This is a genomic window from Chroococcidiopsis sp. [FACHB-1243], assembly GCF_014696895.1.
In the GTDB taxonomy this organism is placed as follows: domain Bacteria; phylum Cyanobacteriota; class Cyanobacteriia; order Cyanobacteriales; family Chroococcidiopsidaceae; genus Chroococcidiopsis.
On record NZ_JACJQX010000028.1, the window covers coordinates 42,422 to 61,474 of the forward strand.

Sequence of the window (19,053 nt, forward strand, 5' to 3'; positions counted from 1 at the left end):
CGCGAGGTACGGATGATGTCTAAAGTTTTGATGTCTCAAATTTTGCAACTATTTTGGCGCTACTTAGGGTTAATTGCAACCGCTTTGACGATCGCATTTTTTGCCATACCCCAACCAGCTTATGCCCATCACGCGATCGGTGGCAAGACTCCAGTAAATTTATTTGAAGGTTTCTTGTCAGGACTGGCTCACCCTGTTATTGGTTTAGATCATTTAGCTTTTGTCGTGGCAATTGGATTACTTGCTGTCGGACAACGGCGCGGTGCTTTAATTCCGGCTGGGTTTGTCGTGGCGGCGATGTTAGGGACGATTATTCACGTCTTCCAGATCGATTTACCTGCGGCTGAGGTGGCGATCGCAGTTTCTGTTATTATCTTTGGGGCAATGCTGTTGTGGCGAGATCGTCCTCATTGGTTGGTAACATTGGGGTTGGGTGCGATCGCGGGATTATTTCATGGTTACGCTTACGGAGAAGCTATTATCGGGGCGCAAATGTTTTCTCTATTTGCTTACTTGTTGGGTTTTACTCTAATCCAATATGGTGTAGCTTTAGTTGCCTTTTTAGTAGGGAATTTAGCATTGCAGAAATCTGCTAATTCTAGTCCTTCTTGGTTAAGATTATCTGGTTTAGCAATCTGCGCGATCGGTGTGGTGTTCTTGACTTCTTCGGTGATGGGTTAAAAGTTAAGTAGTCAGCTAGCACTCAATACAACTGCCAAAGTAGAACTCCAGGGATTTCAGTCGTAAATGAATTGACCCTGCGAGTCTACTACATTTACGTGTTTCTTAACATCTGTCTGAATGGAGCTTTCAAAACAAGATAAAGTGGGATTGTCAGTTATTAAAACTATACAAGAGGTGGGGCTAACAGCGATTAGCACCGCAACAGAACTTGGAACCAACTCCATTCACATTAGAGGTAGGCGGAATGATGGGGTTGAAATTATTGCTATCGTTAGTTCAGAAGGGAGAACGTATTATGGAGCCTTGGATTGACCTGAGTTCTCTAAGCAATAGTGAGTTATCTGCGCTAGAGCAACAAATTTTACAGGAACAATCTCGACAGGTAATGAACGATTCCGATCTCATTGTAGTGGAACCAGACGCATCAGAAGAATCTCATCGAGAAGCGATCGCGAAATTGCTGCAATGCAAAAAATAATAACTACTACTCTCACTCCCCACTCCCTCAATACTTGTGAGACAATGCTGTTTGTCGATCGCAGGCTAATTTCAATTAGAATCCAATGGCTACAAAAATTCCCGTTACAGTTGTTACTGGTTTCTTAGGCAGCGGCAAAACAACTCTCATCCGTCATTTGTTGCAAAATAATCAGGGACGGCGCATTGCTGTTTTAGTCAATGAGTTTGGCGAGTTGGGGATAGATGGGGAATTATTGAAATCTTGCCAGGTTTGTCCAGAAGAGACAAGCGACAATTCGGGAGTCGGAACGGAAGATTTGCCTCAGATTGTGGAATTAACGAATGGTTGTTTGTGCTGTACGGTACAAGAGGAATTCTTGCCGACAATGCAAGAGTTGTTGAAACGCCGAGACAGTCTGGACGGAATTGTCATTGAAACTTCTGGGTTAGCTTTACCAAAACCATTAGTGAAAGCTTTTCGCTGGCACGAGATTCGCAATGCTGCTACGGTGGATGCAGTGGTGACGGTAGTAGATTGTGCCGCTGTTGCCGCAGGAACGTTTGCTAGCAATCCGCAAGCGGTTGAGGTGCAAAGACAGGCAGATGAGAGTTTAGAACACGAAACCCCGTTACAGGAATTATTTGAAGACCAGTTGGCTTGTGCAGATTTAGTTGTATTAAATAAAACTGACTTGATTGATGCGACAATGCAAGCCGAAGTTTTAAAGTTGGTGCAACAAGAACTACCGCGACAGGTAAAAATGGTAACAAGCGATCGCGGTCAAATCGATCCTACAATTTTGTTGGGTTTTCAAGCTGCGGCTGAAGACGATTTGTCTAATCGTCCCAGCCATCACGACACGGAAGAAGACCACGAACACGAAGAAGAAATTACTTCAACCCATGTTGTTTTAAATCGCACATTTGAACCTAATTCTTTACAAAACCAGTTGCAAGCATTAGCAAAAGAACAAGATATTTATCGAATTAAAGGTTTTGTCGCTGTCGCCAATAAACCAATGCGTCTAGTTTTACAAGGCGTGGGGACGCGATTTGACCAATTTTACGATCGCCTTTGGCAACCTGAAGAAATGCCGCAAACTCGATTGGTTTTTATCGGTCGCAGTCTCAATCCCACTACAATTGCATCTCAATTAGTAGCTTTGCCAAGCTAACATCTGGTTAAACCTGCTGTAAAAATTGATTGAAAGTCTCTCTATCTGGCATTGCAGACTGCGCCCCTGGCTTAGTTGCAGCCAAAGCACCCGCCGCCGCACCCCATACCACTGCTTGTCTCAAGGATAGTCCTTCTACTAGTGCCGCAGCCAAACCACCATTAAAGGCATCTCCTGCGGCTACGGTGTCTACAGCCTTGACGGAAAAGGCGGGGGTAAAAAATGTTTCTGCTGGAGTGGCACAGATGACACCCTTAGCACCAAGTTTGACAATCGCATTACCAACCCCTTTTTGCAATAAAGCCTGCGCTGCTTCGGTTGCAGTTTCTCGTCCATCTACAGTAAAACCAACCAATCGCCCCGCTTCTGTTTCGTTTGGGGTGATGATATCGACTATGGGATAAAGTTCGTCTGGTAAGTTTTGGGCTGGTGCAGGATCGAGAATGACCTGAATTCCTGCTGCTTTTGCAACTTGGGCAGCTGCAATAACAGCGCTGAGGGGAATTTCTAGTTGTAGGAGTAGAATCGATTCCCCCAACCCCCCTTGAGAAGGAGGGCGAGATCCACCCAACCCCCCTTGAAAAGGAGGGCTAGGGGGGATCTTTAATACACTTTGGAGGCGTTCTACATCTGTCTCATCGACTCGTCCATTTGCCCCAGGAGTTATAATAATTTGGTTTTCACCATTGTCATCAACCGCGATCGCCGCGACTCCAGAACTGATACTTTCATCGACTAATACATTTTCAGTTCGTACTCCCGCCGCTTGCAAACTGGCTAATAATTCCCGACCGAAATTATCTCCGCCAACGCGCCCTACCATGTAAGAGGGAACGCCCAATTTGGCGATCGCAACTGCCTGATTTGCGCCTTTTCCCCCTGGTGCGGTAGCAAAACTATGTCCCGTCAATGTTTCCCCAGGTAAAGGTAATCTGGGTGTTTTGCTAACTAGATCGATGTTGATACTACCGAATACGATCGCAACCATGAGTAGAAAGTCAAAAGTTAAAAGTCAAGAGTTAAAATCTACCTTTCATCTCTTACCCTACTCCCTACTCCCTACTCCCTACTCCCTACTCCCTACTCCCTACTCCCTAATTTACAAAATTTGCGATAAAAACTTGCGCGTCCGTTCTTCTTTGGGGTTTTGAAAAAATTCTTGGGGTGGGGCTTGTTCGACTAACATTCCACCATCCATTAAAACGATGCGATCGGCAACTTCGCGGGCAAACCCAACTTCGTGCGTCACAACTACCATTGTCATCCCCGATCGCGCTAGACTCCTCATTACATCTAACACTTCCCGTACCATTTCTGGGTCAAGCGCTGATGTAGGTTCGTCAAATAACATAATTTTAGGCTGCATTGCCAACGCCCGGGCGATCGCTACCCGTTGTTGTTGTCCGCCAGAAAGTTGTCCTGGGTACTTTTGTGCTTGTTCTAAAATTCCTACCCTTTCCAACAGTTGCATGGCAACTTCCTCCGCTTTTTGCTTTTTCCAGCGGCGTACCCAAATTGGCGAAAGAGTTACGTTTTGCAGTACTGTCAGGTGAGGAAACAAATTAAATTGCTGAAACACCATTCCCACTTCTCTACGAATTGCATCAATGTTGCGTAAGTCGTGAGTCAGGGCAATTCCATCGATTTCAATTCGCCCTTGTTGGTAGTCTTCTAAAGCATTGAACGTGCGAATAAACGTAGATTTACCCGAACCAGAGGGACCCATCACCACCACCACCTCTCCCCGATTCACGGTAAGGCTAACCCCACGCAAAACGTAAAATTTGTTGCTGCTATACCACTTATGGACGTTCTCAGCAATAATCATTGGTTGTAAATTGTCATTTGTCATTGGTAGTTGGTAATTGATAGTTGGTAATTGGTAGTTGGTAGTTGGTAATTTTTGACTTTTGACTTTACCCATTACCCATTACCTGTTAGTTACTAACATTTAATTTCCGTTCTAAATAGCGACTGGCTGTAGACATTCCATAACAAAAGAGCCAGTAGAGTAAGCCAATAAATAAATAAACTTCGGCATAGCGTCCGAGGAATTGAGGTTGCGCCAAAATCGAGCGAGAAATTCCGGTTAATTCGAGTAAACCAAATAGAGCGAGTAGAGATGTATCTTTAAATAAACCAATAAATTGACCGACGATCGCGGGAATTACAGCTTTAAGTGCCTGGGGTAATACGATCAGTAACACAACTAAAGGCGAACTTAATCCCAAGGCTTTAGCGGCTTCGTATTGTCCTCTAGGTATAGCTTGTAATCCACCACGAATATTTTCTGCTAAATACGCTGCACTAAATAATACTAGTCCGGCGATCGCCCGCAGTACGCGATCTAAATTGCGGAAGTTAGGCGGGAGAAATAACGGTAACATTACCTGGGCTAAGAAGAGAATGCCAATGAGTGGCAACCCGCGTACGACTTCAATGTAGAGGATCGATAAGATCCGGACTATAGGTAATGGACTTTGGCGACCGAGGGCGAGTAACACGCCAAAGGGAAACGACAGTACGATCCCGCAAATTGCTGTGAGTAGGGTTAGTAATAGCCCCGACCATACATTTGTTGGAACTGAAGTTAAACCCAAACCGCCTCCAATTAACCAAATATCGAGGATAAATACTAATCCCCAAGCTGGTGTTAGCCAAGGGCTAATATTAGCAGGTAATTTGCGTCCAACTGCGTAGCCAACTATGGCAATAATGGCGATCGCTAATATCCATAGACGCGCACTCAGTTCTAAAGGTAGCAGTACAATAGCTGCAATAATTACCCCTAAAACAAATAAAATTGTCCGACTAAATAAGGGTGACTTTCTGACAATATAACCCCAACAAAGCCCTGCTAAACCGATAATCAGTCCCAGCGCCGTCCACACCCGCCAGTACAATTCGGGAGGAAACCGACCGACAAAAAAGAGCCGCAAGTTTGCACCCACGACTCCCCACTGTGCTGCGGTTAATGCCCAACTAATAAAGTTACTCAGTCCCCAAATAATGACTGCTAAGCAAACAACTGTCAGGATACTGTTGTACCAAGTACTGAACAAATTTTTCTGTACCCAGTCAAGGGGAGATGTGGGTGGGGTAGGAGGCGCAGACGATTGGATTTGCAAGGGTCTATCTCTCCTTAATTTGCACGGTGCGGTTGTATAAATTCATGATGAGAGAGATGGTTAAGCTTGTAGTTAGATATGTAATCATAATTAGCAACATCACTTCCACAGCCCGTCCCGTCTGATTAAACGTGGTGGAAGCAACGAAATAGACATCGGGAAAACCGACTGCGATCGCCAAACTCGAATTTTTGGCTAAGTTAAGATAGTGGCTCGTTAGAGGTGGTATGATTACGCGCAACGCTTGTGGTAGGATCACCATCTGCATGATCCGATTTGGCTTCAGTCCCAAAGCACGGGCTGCTTCCCACTGCCCTTTTGGTACGGCTAGAATCCCTGCCCGCACAATTTCAGCAATATAACTACTTGTATAAATCACCAGTCCAGCAAGGAGGGCGCAAAACTCTGGCGACAGACGCAATCCACCCTCAATCTGTCCCTGCGTAACTTGCGGAATACTCAACCGAAAGGGAATATTGCGGGTCAAGACAAAAGCGATAACGACAGCCCCTAAAATCGAACCCAAAGCATACCAAATTTGATGTCCTATCTGTCCTCGTTCTACCATGACGCGCCCCCGCCAGCGCCACAAGGCGATCGCCCCAACAATTCCCGCCAGCAGTAACACCAACCAAATGCCTCCGCCTGCGCCCATTTCCAGCCACGGGAAAAACAAGCCTTGTCCTGTCAGGTAAGTAGAACCAAGAAGAGTAATAGGATTTTCACTTCCTGGTAGGTTGATAAAAACGGCAAAGTACCAAAAAAATAGTTGCAACAGTAGAGGTACGTTGCGGAAGATTTCTACATAAGCAATAGCGATGCGTCGTACCAACCAGTTATCTGAAAGTTGGGCAATGCCAAACACTAATCCGAAAATAGTTGCCAAAACCAGACCAACTGCTACCACGCGCAATGAATTGAGCAACCCAACAAAAATTGCCCGACTATAGCTCTTAGACGGATCGTAGGGAATGATGCTTTCGCCAATATCAAAGGAGGCTTGCACTCCCAAAAAATCAAATCCTAACTGAATGCCTAATTGCCGCAGATTATAAGTGAGATTATCCCAAATCAGGGCAACAAAAATTACCACCAACACAACCGCGATCGCCTGTCCGGCAATCTGCCAGAAGCGATCGTCTCTTAGTAGTTTCTGCAACTTCATGTAGTGGTAATAGGTAATTGGTAATGGGTAATAGGTAATTGGTAGTTGGTAAGTCAAAAGTTAAAAGTTAAAACTGAGAAGTCAGAAGTCAAAAGTCACTCTCTACTGATAACTGATAACTGACAACTGTTACCTGAACGGTGGGGCATAATGTAAGCCACCTTTCTCCCAGATATCGTTCTGACCGCGTGGTAAATTGAATGGTGTGCCAGGTCCGAGATTACGGTTGTAAATCTCGCCGTAGTTGCCGACTTTCCTCACCGCACGGGCAACAAAATCATTTGGTAAACCCGCACCTTGACCTAAATTCCCTTCCGTGCCTAGCAATCTTTTGACAACTGGGTCTTGACTTTTGGCGAATTGGTCGATGTTTTGAGAATTAATCCCCAGTTCTTCGGCTTCAATTAAGCCAAAGATCGTCCACTTAACTGCATCAAACCAGCGGGAGTCTCCGTTTTTCACGGCTGGTGTTAGTGGTTCTTTGGATAAAAGCGCATCTAGAATAATATTATCTTGCGGATTTTTCAGCGTTGTTCGACGGGATACCAATCCAGAGCGATCGGTACTCACAGCCTGACACCGCCCTTGTTCGTATGCTGCGTAAACGGCATTAGCATCTTCAAATACTAAGGGCGTGTATTTCACTCCAATTTTGCGCATTTGGTCGGCAAAGTTTTGCTCGGTAGTGGTTCCCGTCTCCATGCAAACAGCTTTACCTTGCAAACCCTTCAAGTCTTTTGTCCCAGCAGATTTCTTCACCATTACGCCCTGACCGTCATAAAACGTCACAGGAAGAAACTCCAGCCCTACCGAAGTATCGCGGCTCATCGTCCAAGTCGTATTGCGACTGAGAATATCGACTTCTCCTGCTTGCAGGGCAGTGAATCTCTCTTTTGCGTTCAGATTGCGAAAATCGACAGCATTCGGATCGTCAAATAAAGCCGCTGCGATCGCCCGACAGATATCTACATCGAGTCCAGAATACTTACCTGCTTGGTCTACGTAGCTAAATCCTGGTAAAGTACCACTGACACCGCACGCTAGCCTACCGCGAGATATGGCTGTACCTAGTGTACCCCCTCCTCCTCCTGCTGCTGGGCTACTTCCTGTTTGGGCGGTTCCCTGTGGCTGTGGTGTCTGGGAATAAAATTGGCTACAAGCAGCTAAAGGAGTTGCTACCAGCGCAACACCCACTAGCAGTACACTCCTTTTGAACATAAATAGATTTGTCCTACTCTTCTCTGTTTTTTTACGATGCAGGCTCATACTAAGTGGTATCAATTGCCACAAAAGCGAGTGTTTCTCTGTAAATTTGATTAGTTAAACTCTACAGTAAACAGAGGCAACAGGCGAGAGGCACTCTTGTCAGAGGCGAAATGCATACCTGTAGGGGCGCACATCTGTGCGCCCCTACAGGTATGCGTGAAAATTGCACCGCTAATTCTGATACGAACGACCGCGCTTATAAAGAGTCACTCCTAGAGCAATTCCAGGAATAGTCAAAACTGCTACCCACGGAGAGCGCCACCAATCAATTGTTTGCGTCGTGTAGCTGTTCCGATATCTACTGCAAGGATAAGATTGAGCCGGATCGACAGAAGAAAATAAAACTCCACCCGCGATCGCAGTCGTGGATAAGATAGCCGCCAACGATAATTTTGCTGCTTTCATTGTGCTTAACTTCCCTAGCTATTACCAGTTCAACTCAAGTCGCCCGGTCGAAGCATTAATTTTTATAAATTGTAATTTTCTTCCCGACAATTTTCCAAAATTTCTTTTGACCTCAGCCACCCTACTCTATTGCCTGCTACCCTAGATATTCGTGTTGTTGCGCTGAAGCTCTGCTAAAGTTCTGAAAAAGCGACGTTATCGACGGGTCAAGCCGCGAAAATCTGGGCGTAGGGGTTGGTGTTGGTTGATGCTACTACTGCTTACCTTATTGTGGCTGGGATATCAGGAGGTGAAAAGCCAGTTAGAGCCATATCAAGCAATTCTCGTTCTCGGCGGTTCCGTCCAACGAGAGAAGTTCGCAATCGAATTTGCACGGAACAAGCCAGATTTACCAATTTGGGTTTCTGGTGGTAGTCCGAAAGAATACGCCCGTAATTTATTTACCCAAGCTGGTGTCGATCGCAGTCGTTTGCATTTAGACTACCAGGCAGTAGATACGGTTACAAACTTTACTACCTTAGTCGGCAAGTTTCAAAAGCGGGGCATCAAGAAGATCTACCTGATCACGTCTGACTATCATATGCGCCGTGCCGAAACAATTGGTCAAATTGTCTTAGGTAGTCGTGGGATTGATTTTACCCCGATTTCCGTTCCCTCCAAGCGATCGCCAGAACCCTACAACAAAACCATCCGCGACGGAGGTAGAGCTGTGCTTTGGGTGCTGACAGGACGCACGGGTTCAACGTTGACGAAAAGATAAGTCGGGAGTCGGGAGTCGGAGGACAAGGAAGACAAGGGGGACAAGGGGGACAGGGGAGTAGAGGGGCAGGGGAGTAGAGGGGCAGAGGAGCAAGAACTGTCAACCACCAACTACCAACTACCCATTACCCATTACCAACTACCAATTATCCATTACCTCTCACCTCTTGATAGATGTGATTTTAGATTTGACAGATTAAATTTATGTTGATTACCCATGTTTGTTTGTGGTGGCGATCGCGGTTCGATGAGCCACTGTTTATGTATCTATGATTATCGATCCAAGCAGTACAAAATTATTATCTCGCGCAAGCGATCGGTCTAAATTGGGTTTAGTTTGTATCACCGTTTCTAAAGCAGTCCGCTATCGTACCATGACGCGGACGCGCTACCTCAAGTTAAGTGCAGCAGAACGGGAAACTGCCTTACGAGAGCTTTATTTGAGCAATTTAACTCGCTTGGATGCGGCAATATCTTTTTGTCAAACGAACCAAATCTTCCTCTATCGAATGCCTTCGGGTTTATTTCCTCTAGGTGACATGGAAGACGGCATCGGACAAGCTATCTTAGCAGAAATGGCTGCCGATTTAGCAGCAGTGGGAAGGCGATCGCAACAACTGGGCATCCGCATGGTACTCCATCCCGATCAATTTGTGGTATTGAGTTCTGACTCGCCACAAGTCGTGGAAAACAGTATCAAAATTTTGACACAACATGCCCAAATTATGGACTTGCTCAGTTTACCGCGATCGGCTTGGGCGTGCATGAATATTCACGGAGGCAAAGCTCAAAGAACGGCGCAATTGGTGCAAGTTGTCAATCGCCTTCCAGAAGCAATAAAAAGCCGACTCACTTTTGAAAATGACGAATATGCCTACAGTGCTGAGGAAATCTTAGCCGTTTGTCAGCAGGCAAAAGTCCCAATGGTCTTTGACGCTCACCATCACATCTGTCATGAGAAACTAGATAGCTACGATCGTCCCTCCGTAGCCGAGATGTTTTATGCTGCTAGATCGACGTGGGAAAATCCAGAGTGGCAACTCGTCCACATTTCTAACGGTGAAGCAGCTTTCAGTGATAGACAGCATAGCGAATTTATTACCGTCATGCCCAGTATCTACCGAGAAGCACCCTGGATTGAAATTGAAGCTAAGGCAAAAGAAGACGCGATCGCGGCTTTGACTAACAGCAATTGGTGATACTATTTGCTGTTATCGCTCCTTAACTGCGAAACCTGCATTCTTGGTGCGAGCAAAATTTGGTGGAAATGAATATGTCATCTCTGCAAAAAACTCAAATAGCATTTCGTCCAGTACGGCGCTTTCTCTGGCTGGAACGATTAGTTGCTCTTGTGGTTTTATTGAATTTCTTCCTTGTCTTGTTCGATCTATCATATATTCCTTGGCGCGACTTTTATTTTGAAAAAGCACCTCAAATCGTCCAGCAGTACGATCCAATTAAAGGTATCGAACCCCATCGAGAAACAACCCGATATCTCGCTCAATTTCAACAGCTCAAGCACCAAATTCAGCAAACGGATATTCAATCACCAGAAGTCGAGAATCTATTAGCTCAAATGCGACAACTTAGCAATGAGTTAATCGAAGATAACCCTTTTGCGATCGCCCAGAAAACCGGACATTTAGAAAATATCAAAAATCAAGTCCGCGATCGCGTTCATATTAACTCAGCTCATCAAGCCTTCGATACTTTTTGGAGTCAGGCTTATCTCAATCGCGCAGGCTGGGAGCGAGAATTAGATTTCTTTACAACAAATCTTCAAACGCTCATAGAAACTAACTACTATCGCGGCATTAATACCCGAGGTAAATTCATCGAACGCTTTTGGTTAATTGACTTACCTTTTATCGCTTTTTTTGGCTTAGAGATTCTCATCCGTACTTTCATTATCAGCCGTCAAAGACCAGATTTAAATTGGCTAGAGGCACTGCTAAGGCGCTGGTACGATTTATTTCTCCTCTTACCATTTTGGCGCTGGCTGAGGGTAATTCCAGTAACGATACAGCTTTATCAAGCACAATTATTAAATCTCGAACCTATTCGCAAGCAAATTAAATATGATTTCGTCACTAATTTCGCTGAAGAAATGACAGAAATTGTTGGCGTGCGGTTAATCGATCAAATGCAAGACTCTATCGAACGAGGTGATGCAGCTGAGTGGTTATTAAGAACGGGACGTTACCAACCCTATATCAATATTAATAACACTAATGAAGTGCAAGAAATTGCTAATCGCTTACTGCGAATGACAATTTATCAAGTTATTCCCAAAGTCCAAACTGAGATTGAATCATTACTCCACTACAGTATCGAAAATGCCATTAAGAAAACTCAAATGTACCAGCAAATACAGCATTTACCAGGTATGGACACTCTACCTCGTCAAGTTTCATCAAAATTAGCTAACGATATTTCCCAATCTACCTACACAACTTTAACAAATTTACTCGAAGATCCCGAAGTCATAGAAAAATCAACTCACTTAATTCAAAACTTTAGTATTGCTCTAGAAACAGAAGTCAAAAAACAGCATAACTTACAAGCACTCAAATCATTATTTGTAGACTTACTAGAAGAAGTCAAAATTAATTACGTCAAAGATATTGCCCAAGGTGGAGTTGAAAGAAGTTGGGAAGAAGCAAATCAATTACGCCGCATCATCCGCCAGTAGCAGTAAATTTTGAGGAAGATGTCACGCAAAGACGCAGAGACGCTAAGCACCCTTTGCGCCTTTGCGTCTTTGCGCGACACAAATCTTATAATAGGATTCCCAGCTACAATTAAGAAATGTTAAGAAAAGTTTGTAAGTATGATGCAGAATACATCTGATGCTGGAGCGAGTACAATCACTCAACTGACAGCAATTAATGCAGCTAAGGTGCTAACAGTTTTTTGCCTCGCAATTTGTGCAATCGTTTTTGGGATATCCGACTTACGCCAAGTTATCTATCTTTGTTTGCACGTTAGCTATTGTCTGTGGTGGTTGCTAGAACAGTGGTTCTTTCCTAACCGACGACAGATATTTAACGAACCCATAGGAGTAGGAGGTCTTAGCTTCACTTTGATATTTGTCGGAGTATTCTATACCTTACCTGGATATTTGGCATTTACCAACCCCGCACCTATTTCTGCACTTGCCACAGCGATCGCCATACCACTTTACATCTTCGGGACTCTAATTAATACCACTGCTGACGTACAAAAACTAACTGCTAAGCAATACGGGGCGGGTTTAGTGCAGGATGGAGTTTGGAGATTTTCCCGCAATATTAACTACTTCGGTGACTTGCTACGCTATCTCAGTTTCAGCGTTGTCTCAGGTTCTTTATGGGCTTATCTCGTACCAGGAACTATTACCCTCCTCTATCTCCAGCGCATCTCTCAAAGAGAACAAACCATGTCTGGCAAATATAGCGAGTATGCAGCGTATCAAGAGTCTAGCAGCCGCTTGATTCCTTTTCTTTGGTGATTCAGGGCAGCATACCATATCCATTCTGGGAAGGCGTACAATCGTGCGCCCTCAAGCCATGCAAAAATTAACAACGCGTACTCATAACGAGTATGATATGCTTACTTTTCAGGAAATATTTTTTTACAAATGTAAACTCAAGCAGCATGTATTTAAGCTGCTATTTCACTATCACTATAACTACCGCGATCGCAATTTATGAACGTTGTTCTTGTCGGATTTCTTGCTAGCCTACTCGCTGGACTAGCAACTTTTGTTGGAGCTTTACCAATCTTACTACCAATCAATTTGACCCAGAGAATCCAGGGAATTATGTTGGGGTTTGGTGGTGGAGTTATGTTAGCAGCTACAGCTTTTTCTCTCATCGTTCCAGGCACAGAAGCAGCAGAAAAAATTGGTTATTCCAGAGCGATCGCTGCTCTAATTATGGTTATAGGTATTTTATTGGGCGGATTGTTCTTACAAGTTGCCCACCATGCTTTACCGCACGAACATTTTTTTAAAGGACGAGAAAATTGTCGGGGTAAAAGTATTAAACAAATTTGGTTATTTATCGCCGCGATTACAATTCATAATTTTCCTGAAGGATTAGCTGTAGGAGTAAATTTTGGGAGTGGAAATATCGAACAAGGACTACCAATTGCTGTAGGTATTGGCTTACAAAATATGCCAGAAGGTTTAGTAGTAGCTCTATCATTAATCTCAGAAAGATATTCTACTAGCTATGCTTTAGGAGTTTCTCTGCTTACGGGTTTAGTAGAGCCTTTGGGCGGTTTAGTTGGTGCTGGCGTAGCAAGTATAGCTCAGTTTATTTTACCTTGGGCAATGGCGTTTGCAGCAGGAACAATGCTATTCGTAATCAGCGACGATATTATCCCCGAATCGCACCGTAAAGGATTAGAAACCGAAGGAACTATCGGTGTCATGTTAGGTTTTGTGGTAATGATGTTTTTAGATATTGCTCTAGGGGGATAGTCAGTTATGTGTGTAGAGACGTTACATATAACGTCTCTACAAAGTTATCAGTTGTCAAAGAATGGAATTTGACTTTTAACTTTTAAATTTTGACTTTTGACTTAATCCTTTGATTCTAATTGTTTTATCTTCCGCTCTAATTCAAACTCGCGACCGCTCACAATTGTTTCTAAATTCGCGATGCGTTGCTCAAGTTGTTTTGGATCGCTATTTGCTAATGATTTATATTTATTGTCATCGCGCCAGACAAAGTACGTACCTGTGGCAGCTCCGGCGATCGCGGCTAGCGGTAAAATAGGACCACTCCTGGTTACACTCGAAAGTGGAATGCAAATTGCTAGCATTCCCGTAGCAAAAGCCCAAATTTTTGAAGTTGCAGCAACGCGGATATCTTTACTCATTGCCTGCTTCCTGGACGGAGATTACTGACAAACTATTTAATTTTACTGTAGCAACGAATTTAGGTGTAGGGTGGGCAATGCCCACCTTATTTTATGGATCATTATCAATGACAAATGACTGACGACACATAACAAATGACCAATTCCTGTAATAATTAAGATATTTAGAAGTTTCAAAAATCGCTTTTCAGGCAAGGTGACTGTAGGGTACAAATACCAAAATGACTAATGCAAATACTAGCAACACTAAACCATTTTTCTATCCCAACCGTACCTTAGAGCGGGCGCGTCGGGCGCTGATTTGTTCTTGCTTTAACTTACGCTTATTTCAGGCAATGATAGCTCAAAGCGTACCAGTTATGGCGATCGCGGGCAGTTCTGGCATGGAAAAAGGCTACACTCAGCGCCCATTAACGGAACTTGCGGTAGATAACGAACTCTTTTGGCTGATTCAAGTCGGTGTATTGCGGCGCGAGGTAGACGGACAGGGAATAACAGATAGTTTTCGGCTCACGCCTCTGGGCAGACAACTAGTCGATCGATATGCTCAGCATGGTAAGTGGGATACTCCAACGCGGCGCGATCGCCTTTACAATACCCTGAGCCGCTGGCTGCGACTGCCATTTTAGGTGAATGCCTTAAATTTGTAAGCGTAAAAGTTAAGAATCAGCAAAAAAGGGGAAAAATAAACACAGAAACCCATCTCGGTCTGAAATTTCTGCCTTTACCTGCTCAAGCCGATAGCCGCATATGAAATCAATCATGATCGTGGGAACGACATCCCATGCTGGAAAATCAACGATCGCAGCTGCAATTTGTCGCATTTTAGCCAAACGTGGCTGGCGTGTAGCGCCTTTTAAAGGACAAAATATGGCGCTGAATGCCTACGTTACCGTTAACGGTGGCGAAATCGGCTACGCCCAAGCAGTGCAAGCGTGGGCGGCTGGCGTTGCTCCAATGGTAGAAATGAATCCGATCTTGCTCAAACCCCAAGGAGATATGTCTTCTCAGGTGATCCTCAAAGGCAAGGCTGTGGGACGAGTCAACGCAGCAGACTATTACGAGCAATTTTTTCAGCCAGGGTGGCAAGCAATTGAAGAATCTCTGCGCCATCTGTCAGCAGAATTTGACATGATCGTGTGCGAGGGGGCAGGCAGTCCGGCAGAAATTAATCTCAAGCATCGCGATTTAGCAAATATGCGGATCGCCAAGTATTTAAACGCGCCAACGTTACTAGTCGTAGATATCGATCGCGGTGGTGCTTTTGCCCATGTCGTAGGCACGCTAGAATTACTCGAACCAGAGGAACGCAGTTTAGTGCGCGGCATTATCATCAATAAATTTCGCGGACAGCGATCGATCTTAGAACCGGGCATTAAGTGGCTGGAAGAACGGACGGGAATCCCCGTCATTGGTGTCATTCCCTGGCTGGATCATTCATTCCCCGCCGAAGATTCTCTCGATTTGTTTGAACGCAAGCCCTCTCGGGCTAAAGGCGAACTCAACATTGTCGTAATTCGCCTGCCGCGAATTTCTAACTTTACCGACTTCGATCCGTTAGAATCCGAACCCTGTATTGGTTTGAGATATCTCAGCCCCAAACACGAATTAGGACATCCAGATGCGGTGATTCTCCCAGGGACGAAAACCACAATTGCCGATTTACTCGTCCTGCATAAAACCGGGATGGCAAAATCAATTCAAAACTATGCGGCGGCTGGGGGAACGGTTTTAGGTATCTGCGGCGGCTTCCAAATTCTGGGGCAACAGCTAGCCGATCCAGAAGGGCTAGAGGGCGAAGCTGGTAGGTATCCAGGTTTAGGATTGCTGCCAATCAGAACGGCAATCACGATGCATAAAGTTGCTCGCCAGCGTCAAGTCATATCGAATTTTCCGCAGTCAGGATTGCCCGTATCGGGGTATGAAATTCACCAAGGGCGATCGCGTTTAGTGGAATTGCCTCCCGCCCAAGCTAACGACTATCAACCCCTGTTTGACGATACTGGTCTTGGCATGGTAGATAGTAGTCAATCAATCTGGGGAACATATCTGCACGGAATTTTCGATAATGGACCCTGGCGGAGGGCTTGGTTAAATCGCCTGCGGCAACAAAGGGGACTTAAATCTCTACCGACAGGTATTTCTAATTATCGCGAGCAGCGAGAAGCAATGCTCGACTCCCTAGCAGGTATGGTAGAAACGCACCTAGACTTATCTTCGGTTTTATCGCCTTAAAGTTAGGAATTATGACTGTGCGAGTCAATTTTTTACCCGATGATGTCACTGTAGAAGCCACAGTCGGAGAACCATTGTTAGATGTAGCAGACCGAGCGGGGGTTGTCATCCCCACCGGCTGCATGATGGGTTCCTGTCACGCTTGCGAAGTCGAGATTGATGGAGATAATACAGTGTGCGCTTGTATTACTGCAGTTCCTCCGGGACAGGAACAGTTAACGATCGATCTTTATTTCGATCCGGCGTGGTGAGAATCAATATCTAGCTAGCATTTCCCGCTGTTTTAGCCCGCGTCAAAAATACTAAGGCAGCTATAGCCATTATCCCCATCACAATTCCAGCAGTTCTGTAAGTCCCAGCTATTCCTACGAAATTAGTTAAAGGCTGACTGACGAGGGGCGAGAGAAATTGTCCTAAAAAAAAGCTAGTCGTTAACCCACCTAAAACTCTCCCACGGGCTACACCAGGAGCGATTGAAGTGAGGCAAAAGTTCATATTTGGCATGAGTAAACCCAAACCCAGACCCGCGATCGCTAATCCTAGTAGAATCACCGCATAACCCGCACCAAAACTAATCAATTCATATCCCAGTGCCATGTTTAAAAAAGCAATGCCATAAATGCTAATAAAGCTGAGACGGGCTTTGACGTGCTGGTACAATAACGAGCTAACCGCAGAACACCCAGTTGCAAGGGCGATCGCTAACCCGCTTTGAGAACTGCTTGCCTGTAGTAATTGCTGTAAGTAAAAGGGGAGTTGTACGGGAATTAGATAAAATACGATTTGCGAGAGCAGGGCGATCGCGTAGGTCAATACCACTAAACCAGTCGCCAAGCTGGTTGGTTCGTCTGCAACGTTAGCCCCAGCACCCTTAGCTGTACGATTCGGTTCCGGTAGCAATAACACGACGCACGGGACTAAGACTAAAGCAATTAAGTAGATAAAAAAGGGCATTCGCCAATCAATATCGGCAAGAAAGCCACCTAAAGTTAGGAAAACGACTCCTCCTAATGCCATAAAAGCAGCTTGGATACCCAAAAACTGCCCTCTCTCTTTCCCCGTGTAGTAATCTGCAATCAACGCCGTCGCCGTTACCATCACCCCAGCCACGCTCAAACCTAATAGCGCTCGTCCGAACAGAATAAAGCCAATCGCATTCAACCACAGCCCCGAACTACCTGCTAGTCCGTATACGAGTAAGGCAACGATCAACACGGGTTTGCGTCCCAATCGATCGATCGTCGCACCAATAAAGGGCGCAGCCAAGGCAATAAATAGGGCTGGAGCTGTCAAAATCAACCTTACCCAGTAATCTGCATTCGGTATGGTGCTAAAGTGCTGTTTCATCGCTGGTAGCGAAGGTGCAATTGTTGCACCCGCCATCACAGTCAGCGTACTGACAACTAGCAAGGTGATTTTGATAGGTAACGAGTTAGTTGGCTGCATGAGCTAAGCTCTAGGGGGTTCATCGTTAGAGAAACTGAATTGGGACGCGATCGCCTACCTCTAATCCTAATGTTGCTGTCGTGCCACCTGGTAGCTGAATCATTTGATCTACCGTTGCCTTGGAGCTATATGTAGGGCAAGCAATTGCATCGCAAGGCTGTGCTTCTACTTGAATGGCTGCGATCTGTCCGTTTTGTAAATAGACGACATCCACAGGGAAGCGCATATTTTGCATTGAAACCTTAACTGGGCGAGGTGGATCGATAGTATACAGCATTCCTCTTGTCTGTGAAAGTTCGCCACGGTACATCAGTCCCATAGATTGTTGCTGCGCTGTTTGAGCAACTTCCAACTCAATTTCTTGTCCAGAAATTTGCGCTTTCGCACTTACAGGTAGAGATTGTGGTTGTTTTTCAATTTGAGCTTGAATTATTAGTAAAAGCAGCCCGCTCACCAATGTGACTATGCAAAAAGCATTATTAGCTGAAATCTTCCGGTGCTTCTTCTGGGTCGCAGTTAACATAAAAGCCCTCGCTTTAACGATTTCTTAACCGAAGCTATTCGACTTTTTAACCAGAAATCGACTAATTTCTTAACCAAAAATCGTTCTTGCAAATAGTGTAAATTAACTCTTGCTTAAATCTTTTATCTAAAACAAAAGAACTGACATTAATTTTTGTTAAGTCGAGGTCAGCGAAAAGTTTTAGTATCTAAGTCAAGAAACTCAATTGGTAGGCGATCGCCAGCTTTTAAACCTAGCTCTACAGTTCTTCGAGCCTGTAACTGAACCATTTGGTCTACTTTTACCTTTGAGCTATACGTGGGGCAATTGACTTCGTTACAGGTAGGAACAGCTATTTGAATTTGCTGAATTTCCGTATTTCTCAGAAAAATTGTATCGACTGGTACGAGAATGTTTTGCATGGAAAATTCGATCGCTTGAGGCGGATTGACTTCAAATAAAATTCCCCTATTCCTAGGAATTATAGTACGATACATTAAGCCTTGTGCTTCTTGCTCTGGGGTTTGAGGAACTTCTAAGTAAATTATTTGCTTGGCAACTTCAATTCTGGCTAAAACTGGTAGAACTTGCGGTTTTTGTGGTGAACTAAGTTGTAAAGATAGCCAAGAAAAGCCTAAATACAGAGTTGTCAAAATAATAAATATTGAGATACTAAGCAGCCAAAGAGGAATTTTAGAAAACATAATTTTATCAATTTATATATCATTAATACACTCGTAGTTAAATGTTAGGTAATCGGCAATGCAGATTGCGCGCAATGAAGAAACTGCGCCATTGACACATTTATAACTGGCAATTCACAACTTTAGGTACGATGACTGTAGATAGTTCTAGCTCTATAAAGTTAAGAGCAAAGGCGATAAGTTATTAAGAATCAATGAACAGAGATAGAAAGTACGGAAAATGCAGAAGCGTGCTTTTGACTTGTCGCTTGTAACTTCT

General features: G+C 44.5%; 21 protein-coding genes. 11 read left to right on the forward strand and 10 right to left on the reverse strand.

The window, feature by feature from the left end; genetic code table 11:
• Positions 1-12 precede the first annotated feature (12 nt).
• From H6G17_RS20490 to cobW, 3 genes are all read left to right on the forward strand, one after another.
• Complete coding sequence (locus H6G17_RS20490) at positions 13-681, forward strand: HupE/UreJ family protein (protein WP_242038512.1); 669 nt, start codon at positions 13-15, stop codon at positions 679-681.
• Between the two features lie 211 nt (positions 682-892).
• Positions 893-1,162: a hypothetical protein gene (locus tag H6G17_RS20495; RefSeq protein ID WP_192160321.1), complete on the forward strand. Its 270-nt coding sequence runs from the start codon at positions 893-895 to the stop codon at positions 1,160-1,162.
• Between the two features lie 85 nt (positions 1,163-1,247).
• Positions 1,248-2,318: a cobalamin biosynthesis protein CobW gene (cobW, locus tag H6G17_RS20500; RefSeq protein ID WP_192160323.1), complete on the forward strand. Its 1,071-nt coding sequence runs from the start codon at positions 1,248-1,250 to the stop codon at positions 2,316-2,318.
• A 7-nt stretch (positions 2,319-2,325) separates the two neighbouring features.
• Here cobW and H6G17_RS20505 read toward each other — a convergent pair whose 3' ends face one another.
• From H6G17_RS20505 to H6G17_RS20530, 6 genes are all read right to left on the reverse strand, one after another.
• Positions 2,326-3,306, reverse strand: coding sequence for a ribokinase (locus H6G17_RS20505; RefSeq protein ID WP_192160325.1), 981 nt, complete (start codon positions 3,304-3,306; stop codon positions 2,326-2,328).
• Positions 3,307-3,417: 111 nt separating this feature from the next.
• Positions 3,418-4,170 (reverse strand): amino acid ABC transporter ATP-binding protein, encoded by a 753-nt coding sequence (locus H6G17_RS20510; RefSeq protein WP_347276456.1) that lies wholly within the window; start codon positions 4,168-4,170, stop codon positions 3,418-3,420.
• An 85-nt stretch (positions 4,171-4,255) separates the two neighbouring features.
• The gene (locus H6G17_RS20515; protein ID WP_192160327.1) at positions 4,256-5,446 is read right to left on the reverse strand and encodes an amino acid ABC transporter permease; all 1,191 of its coding nucleotides are present in this window, start codon (positions 5,444-5,446) and stop codon (positions 4,256-4,258) included.
• A 4-nt stretch (positions 5,447-5,450) separates the two neighbouring features.
• Complete coding sequence (locus H6G17_RS20520) at positions 5,451-6,611, reverse strand: ABC transporter permease subunit (protein ID WP_192160427.1); 1,161 nt, start codon at positions 6,609-6,611, stop codon at positions 5,451-5,453.
• A gap of 129 nt (positions 6,612-6,740) precedes the next feature.
• Complete coding sequence (locus H6G17_RS20525; RefSeq protein ID WP_192160329.1) at positions 6,741-7,829, reverse strand: amino acid ABC transporter substrate-binding protein; 1,089 nt, start codon at positions 7,827-7,829, stop codon at positions 6,741-6,743.
• Positions 7,830-8,048: 219 nt separating this feature from the next.
• On the reverse strand, positions 8,049-8,282 hold the full coding sequence (locus tag H6G17_RS20530) for a hypothetical protein (RefSeq protein ID WP_192160331.1): 234 nt from the start codon (positions 8,280-8,282) through the stop codon (positions 8,049-8,051).
• 247 nt (positions 8,283-8,529) lie between these two features.
• Between H6G17_RS20530 and H6G17_RS20535 the strand changes: the two genes are divergently transcribed.
• The 5 genes from H6G17_RS20535 to H6G17_RS20555 all read left to right on the forward strand — a co-directional run bounded on the left by H6G17_RS20535 (position 8,530) and on the right by H6G17_RS20555 (position 13,506).
• The gene (locus H6G17_RS20535; protein WP_192160333.1) at positions 8,530-9,042 is read left to right on the forward strand and encodes a YdcF family protein; all 513 of its coding nucleotides are present in this window, start codon (positions 8,530-8,532) and stop codon (positions 9,040-9,042) included.
• A 268-nt stretch (positions 9,043-9,310) separates the two neighbouring features.
• Entirely contained in the window at positions 9,311-10,240 is a 930-nt protein-coding gene (uvsE, locus tag H6G17_RS20540) for a UV DNA damage repair endonuclease UvsE (protein ID WP_192160335.1), read from the forward strand.
• A gap of 74 nt (positions 10,241-10,314) precedes the next feature.
• On the forward strand, positions 10,315-11,733 hold the full coding sequence (locus tag H6G17_RS20545) for a hypothetical protein (protein WP_192160337.1): 1,419 nt from the start codon (positions 10,315-10,317) through the stop codon (positions 11,731-11,733).
• Positions 11,734-11,874: 141 nt separating this feature from the next.
• Positions 11,875-12,531, forward strand: a complete 657-nt coding sequence (locus H6G17_RS20550; protein WP_192160429.1) for a DUF1295 domain-containing protein — start codon at positions 11,875-11,877, stop codon at positions 12,529-12,531.
• Positions 12,532-12,729: 198 nt separating this feature from the next.
• Positions 12,730-13,506: a ZIP family metal transporter gene (locus H6G17_RS20555; protein ID WP_192160338.1), complete on the forward strand. Its 777-nt coding sequence runs from the start codon at positions 12,730-12,732 to the stop codon at positions 13,504-13,506.
• A gap of 101 nt (positions 13,507-13,607) precedes the next feature.
• Here the strand turns inward: H6G17_RS20555 and H6G17_RS20560 are convergent, their stop codons facing one another.
• Positions 13,608-13,907, reverse strand: coding sequence for a hypothetical protein (locus tag H6G17_RS20560; protein ID WP_192160340.1), 300 nt, complete (start codon positions 13,905-13,907; stop codon positions 13,608-13,610).
• A gap of 221 nt (positions 13,908-14,128) precedes the next feature.
• Between H6G17_RS20560 and H6G17_RS20565 the strand changes: the two genes are divergently transcribed.
• The 3 genes from H6G17_RS20565 to H6G17_RS20575 all read left to right on the forward strand — a co-directional run bounded on the left by H6G17_RS20565 (position 14,129) and on the right by H6G17_RS20575 (position 16,393).
• Positions 14,129-14,536, forward strand: coding sequence for an Npun_F0494 family protein (locus H6G17_RS20565; protein WP_192160342.1), 408 nt, complete (start codon positions 14,129-14,131; stop codon positions 14,534-14,536).
• 121 nt (positions 14,537-14,657) lie between these two features.
• Positions 14,658-16,142, forward strand: a complete 1,485-nt coding sequence (cobQ, locus tag H6G17_RS20570) for a cobyric acid synthase CobQ (RefSeq protein ID WP_015157447.1) — start codon at positions 14,658-14,660, stop codon at positions 16,140-16,142.
• Positions 16,143-16,153: 11 nt separating this feature from the next.
• A complete protein-coding gene (locus H6G17_RS20575) occupies positions 16,154-16,393 on the forward strand; it encodes a 2Fe-2S iron-sulfur cluster-binding protein (protein WP_192160344.1) in 240 nt (79 codons plus the stop codon).
• A 10-nt stretch (positions 16,394-16,403) separates the two neighbouring features.
• Here the strand turns inward: H6G17_RS20575 and H6G17_RS20580 are convergent, their stop codons facing one another.
• The 3 genes from H6G17_RS20580 to H6G17_RS20590 form a co-directional block, all read right to left on the reverse strand.
• The gene (locus H6G17_RS20580) at positions 16,404-17,588 is read right to left on the reverse strand and encodes an MFS transporter (RefSeq protein ID WP_192160346.1); all 1,185 of its coding nucleotides are present in this window, start codon (positions 17,586-17,588) and stop codon (positions 16,404-16,406) included.
• Between the two features lie 25 nt (positions 17,589-17,613).
• Positions 17,614-18,111 carry a DUF192 domain-containing protein gene (locus H6G17_RS20585; protein WP_192160348.1) on the reverse strand — a complete coding sequence of 166 codons (498 nt, stop codon included), beginning with the start codon at positions 18,109-18,111 and terminating at the stop codon, positions 17,614-17,616.
• A gap of 167 nt (positions 18,112-18,278) precedes the next feature.
• Positions 18,279-18,794, reverse strand: coding sequence for a DUF192 domain-containing protein (locus H6G17_RS20590; RefSeq protein WP_192160350.1), 516 nt, complete (start codon positions 18,792-18,794; stop codon positions 18,279-18,281).
• Between the last annotated feature and the right edge of the window lie 259 nt (positions 18,795-19,053).

Excerpts from the sequence above, each read along its gene's own strand:
- H6G17_RS20490 (WP_242038512.1), top strand. The coding sequence starts at position 13 with ATGATGTCTAAAGTTTTGATGTCTCAAATTTTGCAACTATTTTGGCGC.
- cobW (WP_192160323.1), top strand. The coding sequence starts at position 1,248 with ATGGCTACAAAAATTCCCGTTACAGTTGTTACTGGTTTCTTAGGCAGC.
- H6G17_RS20505 (WP_192160325.1), bottom strand. The coding sequence starts at position 3,306 with ATGGTTGCGATCGTATTCGGTAGTATCAACATCGATCTAGTTAGCAAA.
- H6G17_RS20510 (WP_347276456.1), bottom strand. The coding sequence starts at position 4,170 with ATGACAAATGACAATTTACAACCAATGATTATTGCTGAGAACGTCCAT.
- H6G17_RS20520 (WP_192160427.1), bottom strand. The coding sequence starts at position 6,611 with ATGAAGTTGCAGAAACTACTAAGAGACGATCGCTTCTGGCAGATTGCC.
- H6G17_RS20525 (WP_192160329.1), bottom strand. The coding sequence starts at position 7,829 with ATGTTCAAAAGGAGTGTACTGCTAGTGGGTGTTGCGCTGGTAGCAACT.
- H6G17_RS20530 (WP_192160331.1), bottom strand. The coding sequence starts at position 8,282 with ATGAAAGCAGCAAAATTATCGTTGGCGGCTATCTTATCCACGACTGCG.
- H6G17_RS20535 (WP_192160333.1), top strand. The coding sequence starts at position 8,530 with ATGCTACTACTGCTTACCTTATTGTGGCTGGGATATCAGGAGGTGAAA.
- uvsE (WP_192160335.1), top strand. The coding sequence starts at position 9,311 with ATGATTATCGATCCAAGCAGTACAAAATTATTATCTCGCGCAAGCGAT.
- H6G17_RS20545 (WP_192160337.1), top strand. The coding sequence starts at position 10,315 with ATGTCATCTCTGCAAAAAACTCAAATAGCATTTCGTCCAGTACGGCGC.
- H6G17_RS20550 (WP_192160429.1), top strand. The coding sequence starts at position 11,875 with ATGCAGAATACATCTGATGCTGGAGCGAGTACAATCACTCAACTGACA.
- H6G17_RS20555 (WP_192160338.1), top strand. The coding sequence starts at position 12,730 with ATGAACGTTGTTCTTGTCGGATTTCTTGCTAGCCTACTCGCTGGACTA.
- H6G17_RS20560 (WP_192160340.1), bottom strand. The coding sequence starts at position 13,907 with ATGAGTAAAGATATCCGCGTTGCTGCAACTTCAAAAATTTGGGCTTTT.
- H6G17_RS20565 (WP_192160342.1), top strand. The coding sequence starts at position 14,129 with ATGACTAATGCAAATACTAGCAACACTAAACCATTTTTCTATCCCAAC.
- cobQ (WP_015157447.1), top strand. The coding sequence starts at position 14,658 with ATGAAATCAATCATGATCGTGGGAACGACATCCCATGCTGGAAAATCA.
- H6G17_RS20575 (WP_192160344.1), top strand. The coding sequence starts at position 16,154 with ATGACTGTGCGAGTCAATTTTTTACCCGATGATGTCACTGTAGAAGCC.
- H6G17_RS20580 (WP_192160346.1), bottom strand. The coding sequence starts at position 17,588 with ATGCAGCCAACTAACTCGTTACCTATCAAAATCACCTTGCTAGTTGTC.
- H6G17_RS20585 (WP_192160348.1), bottom strand. The coding sequence starts at position 18,111 with ATGTTAACTGCGACCCAGAAGAAGCACCGGAAGATTTCAGCTAATAAT.
- H6G17_RS20590 (WP_192160350.1), bottom strand. The coding sequence starts at position 18,794 with ATGTTTTCTAAAATTCCTCTTTGGCTGCTTAGTATCTCAATATTTATT.